The sequence below is a fragment of the bacterium genome (genome assembly GCA_024742285.1).
Classification (GTDB): domain Bacteria; phylum Myxococcota_A; class UBA9160; order UBA9160; family UBA4427; genus UBA4427.
In genome coordinates this window covers 1-4,828 of sequence record JANSYR010000035.1, presented here as the reverse complement: position 1 = coordinate 4,828, position 4,828 = coordinate 1, and the positions used below count along the sequence as shown (strand labels likewise).

Here is a 4,828-nt window from a genome sequence, read left to right as displayed (position 1 = left end):
GGGATCGGCAGCATGATGATGGTGCCGTTGAGCTGCGGGTTGATGCCGAGGCCGCTCTCGCGGATCGCCTTCTCGACCTTGCCCACCATCGCCTTGTCCCAGACGTTGATGGTCACCATCCGCGGCTCCGGCACGTTCACCGTGCCCACCTGGTTGATCGGGGTCATCTGTCCGTAGGCCTCGACCTGCACCGGCTCCAGCATGGAGGCGGAGGCGCGGCCCGTGCGCAACGACGCGAACTCCGTGCGCAGATTGTTCATCGCGCCGTCCATGCGCCGCTGAAGATCGTCGGTGTCGATTTCGAAATCGTCTGTCATCGTCTGCCCGGATGTCACCGCGGTTTTGCTTGCGTATACCACAAGCCGTCACGGTGTATAGGCTGCGGGCAAACGCGGCTGCGGGCAGTATGGCAAAGGCGAGACGCCGTCTCCGGCGCCCCGCCCGACCGGACCTTCCTTCCTCAGACGAAACCGAGGGTATCGTCGGCGAAAATGATGTCCTCGGCCGACTCCACGCCACGCAGGACGATCACATCGCGGTCACCGTCGAGGATCAGGCGAACGTGGTCGCCCGTGTCCCGGACCTTGGCAATGCCCGTCCCGTCGAGGTCGAGCACATCCATATCGACGTCGAAGTCGTCGATCACCAGTCGGTCCCGGTTGCCGTTGCCGGCAAGAGCTGCCGAAAACACGATCGTGTCCGCGCCGAAGCCCGTCTCGACGCGATCGTTGCGCCCCCCGCCGATCTCGAACGTATCGTCGCCGAACCCTCCGAACATCCGGTCGTTGCCGCTGCCGTCGTGCAGAAGGTCGTCACCGAAGCCGCCGAAGAGCCGATCATTGCCCTCGCCGCCCTTCAGCCGGTCGTTGCCGATGCCGCCGAAGACCCTGTCGTTTCCTTTGCCGCCCTTCAAATCATCGTCGCCGTCGAGACCGAAGAGCCGGTCATTGCCCATGAGGCCTTCGATCAGGTCGTCGCCGAGCGTGCCGAAGAGCACGTCCCGCTTCGATGTCCCCACGATCCGCTCGTCGAAGCCGTCCAGATCGAGCCCGACGATGATCGGGTCATGATCCGAGGACCGGAAGGGGGAGTTGGCGTCGAACAGCGCCTCGAGCGCGTCCGGTACCCTTGCGAAAGACGGCTCGGTCGAATCCCGCACGGCATCGTTGTAATCGAGGTAGGCCGGCTCCAGCGAGTTGATGTTCCAGGCCGTGACGCCCGTCACCTGCCCCGCGAGAGCGGTGTTGGCCATCGCGTAGTCGAGCGTGCCCCACTGGCCCGAGAACCGGAAGGAACTGGCGTTCTCCGCTCCGACATCCGCCGCGAGCAGGTCGATGAAGTCGTCCGCCGTCCCCAGGACGTCGTCGGCACCTTCCCTGATGGCGTCGATCGGGTCTTCCTGAGCGTAGGCGTTCAGGTCGCCGATCACCAGCGTCCTCGCATCGCCCGACCCGGTGGGATCGGTCGCCAGCCAGTCGACGAGTTTCTCCGCGGCAAGCGTGCGAGTGGCCGCACCGTTGCCCTGGCCGTCGTTGAGATCCGGATCGCCGTCGACAGCACTGCCCTTCGACTTCAGGTGATTGTTCACCGCGGTGAATTTCTCGCCCGTCGCCTTTTCCTCAAAGGTCACGGCAAGCGCCGGGCGGTTCTTCGGGTCGTCGCCGATCGGATTGACGAAGGAGGGATCGTCCAGAACCGCAATGCTCGTTCCGTCGGCAATCTTCATTGTCTCGGTGTCGTAAATGAAGGCGACCTTGATCGCGTCGGTGCCGATCCTGCCGGTGTCGACCTTGGCGTAGCTCCGCCCCGACACCGCGTTCAGCGCATCCACCAGCGCCTGGGTGGCGGCCCCGTCGTCGTTCTCGATCTCGACAAGACCGACCACATCCGCGTCGATCTCGTTCAGCGCGGCCACGATCTTCGAGGTCTGCCGCGCCAGTTCCGCCTCGCTGTCCGCGCCGCGCGGCTCTTGACCGTTGACCGTGTTGATACCGTCGTCGATCGTCGTGAAGTAGTTGAGAACGTTGAAGCTCGCGACCTTGACGTCGCCGCCGACATCCTCGGGCGCCTCCTGACGGGACACGGTGTTCTGGATCACCACGGGCGCCGCCTCGGTCGGAAGCACCTTCCAGTCGCCGAAGCTGAAATTGAGCACGCCGGTCAGCCCGGCGATCGTGTCGCCGGCGCTGAACTCATCGACATCGAGGAAGGGCAGCGTCGCGGGATTCTGACCGCTCGCTCCGTCGTCGAGGATGATCCGTGTCGCTTCGTCCTGCGCCTGGTAGGCGGCAAAGCCCGCCGGGTCCGGTTCCGCGATCTGGGTGTATTGCGGAACGAGACCCTGCGTCGACAGCTGCAGCTCGCCGAAACGCTCGTAGTTGAAGAGCTGCGTGATGGTCAGCTCCTGCGTGAAGGTCAGCCGCATCCCTTCCAGCGCCTCGAAGTCGTTGGCCGGATCGGAGATGATCGGCAGGGTGACCTCGACCGAGGTCGGCAGGTCGTTGCCGCCGGACTGTGTCTCGACAGACGCGGCCGAGATCTGCGTCAGGCCGAAGAACTCGCCTACCTCGCCGGTCACTCGGACCTTGTCGCCCTCGGCGACGGCGGCATCCGGCGCGAACACGAAGATCCCTTCCGACGTAGCGGCGTCGCCGTCCCAATCGGCATCTTCCTCCTGCACGAAGAACCCGCGCAGGCCGTCGACATAGACGCCGGTCACGATGCCCTCGACCATGACCTCCCGGCCCACGTAGTCGGAGGAGCCGCCGGATCCCTGGATCGTGCTGATCAGGATCGGGCCGGATTCGGCGTCAAGGACCTCCAGCGTTTCGCTCACCACATCCGCGCCGATCGTGCCCGTGATCGTCACGGACTGGTCGAGATCGACGATCCCGTCCGCGACCGGCGTGATGTCGAAGGACACGGTCGACTCACCTTCGGCGAAGGTGACCTCCGCCGGCACCGACGCTTCCGTCGTGTCGGAACTCGTCAGCGCGACGGCCACGGCGGCCGAGGTATCGCCGGTCCGGGTCAGTGTGGCCCCTACCGGCGCACCGTCCTCCGCTACGGTCGTGTCCGCGATCTGGAGCGTGTAGGCGGGTCCCGTCGGGCCGCCGCCCCCGTCCGTGATGACGATCTCGTCGATCGCGATGTCCTCGTCGCCGGAGTCGAGCTGGAACGTCACTCGCAGGTCGAGCAGAGAACCGACGCCCGCAATGTCGGCCGAGAACGTGGCGAACGAGGCCGTGAGAAGCGCGCCGTCGGCCTGTCCGTCGAAATCGGTGTCGATGCCGGGCGCCTGGTTGAAGCCGTCGCCGTCGTCGAACTCGGCCACTTGCAGCAGGTTCTGCCAGGCACCGCCGTCGATCCGGTACTCGAAGAGCACGAAGTCGTTGTCGTCCCAATCCTCGTTTGACCCGTCGTCGTCCTCCGCGAGGTCCACGGAAAAGCCGAGGTCGGTCGACCCGGAGATGTCGATATCCGAGAAGGTCAGCGTCAGGGGCAGCGTCGCCCCTTCCCCGTCAAGGTCCATGCCCGCGAAGTAGAAGTCACCCGTGGCGCCGAGATACTCCACGGAGCTTTCGGTATTGGAACCGTCGGACCGGGTGAAGAAATCGCCGAAACCGTCGCTGAACTCGGGGACGGAGGTGATGTACCGCGTCCCGTTTCCGTCGGCTTCAAACCCTTCGCGGAGGATCGTCGTAGGCATGACCGTATTCCTTCTTTCGGTGACGAGGAAAGCCGGCCACGCATCGCATCCCGCGGCCGTCAATTACGGCAGCAGTGACGCCATTTCTTGAAGGTTTCGAGACAGTCGTCTGACGACGTTGCGACAGGCTGCCTGTCGCCTACCCATGCACCCGCGTGTAGGTGCCCTTGCCCGCGAGGATCCCGCGGAAGCCGCCCGGCTCGTCCAGCGAGAAGACGATGATCGGCAGGTCGTTGTCCCGCGCCAGCGCGATGGCCGAGGCATCCATGACGCCGAGGTGCTTCTGCAGGCACTCGTCGTAGGTCACCTCGTCATAGCGTTTGGCGTCGGGGTACTTGTTGGGATCCTTGTCATAGACCCCGTCCACCTTCGTGCCCTTGAAGATCGCCTCGCAGGCCATCTCGTTGGCCCGCAGCGTCGCGGCGGTGTCGGTGGTGAAATATGGGTTCCCGGTGCCCGCGGCGAAGATGCAGACGCGCTTCTTCTCCAGATGCCTGACCGCGCGCCTGCGGATGTAGGGCTCTGCGACCTCGTCCATGCGGATGGCCGAGATCACCCGGGTGAAGACGCCCTGCTCCTCGAGCGCCGACTGAACGGCGAGCGCATTCATCACCGTGGCCAGCATCCCCATGTAGTCGGCCGTGGTCCGCTCCATCCCCTGCGCGGCCCCTGCGAGCCCCCGGAAGATGTTGCCGCCGCCGATCACCATGCAGATCTCGACGCCGAGGTCGTGGACCGATTTCACCTCGCTGGCGATGCGCTCCACCGTCGGCGGGTGCAGGCCGTAGCCCTGGTCGCCCATCAGCGCCTCGCCCGAGATTTTCAGCAGCACGCGCTTGAAGGCCGGTTTGTCGCTGTCGTCCATGTGGCTCCGCGCCTCCTCTTTGCGTCGGGCGCAAATTGTCGGATACGAGGCCCCTGTCAATGGCGCGAGGGCCCCTTGCCGATGCCCGACCCCGGATTTGGTCCGCACAACAGCGAGATCCCGCTGCCCGAGATCCCCCCGGACAGGCCCGTGCTCATCGCCGGTCCCACGGCGAGCGGCAAATCGGGTCTCGCCCTCCGCATCGCCGAAGAGCGGGGCGGGGTGATCGTCAATGCCGACGCGCTGCAGGTCTT

At 65.3% G+C, this 4,828-nt stretch carries 3 protein-coding genes; all 3 read right to left on the bottom strand.

The window, feature by feature from the left end; all coding sequences use genetic code 11:
• Window positions 1-317: ribosome recycling factor (locus NXI30_28925; protein MCR9098264.1), on the bottom strand; the 317-nt coding region annotated here is incomplete at its 3' end.
• A 143-nt stretch (window positions 318-460) separates the two neighbouring features.
• Window positions 461-3,709 (bottom strand): ExeM/NucH family extracellular endonuclease, encoded by a 3,249-nt coding sequence (locus tag NXI30_28920; protein MCR9098263.1) that lies wholly within the window; start codon window positions 3,707-3,709, stop codon window positions 461-463.
• Window positions 3,710-3,848: 139 nt separating this feature from the next.
• Entirely contained in the window at window positions 3,849-4,574 is a 726-nt protein-coding gene (pyrH, locus tag NXI30_28915) for a UMP kinase (protein ID MCR9098262.1), read from the bottom strand.
• Between the last annotated feature and the right edge of the window lie 254 nt (window positions 4,575-4,828).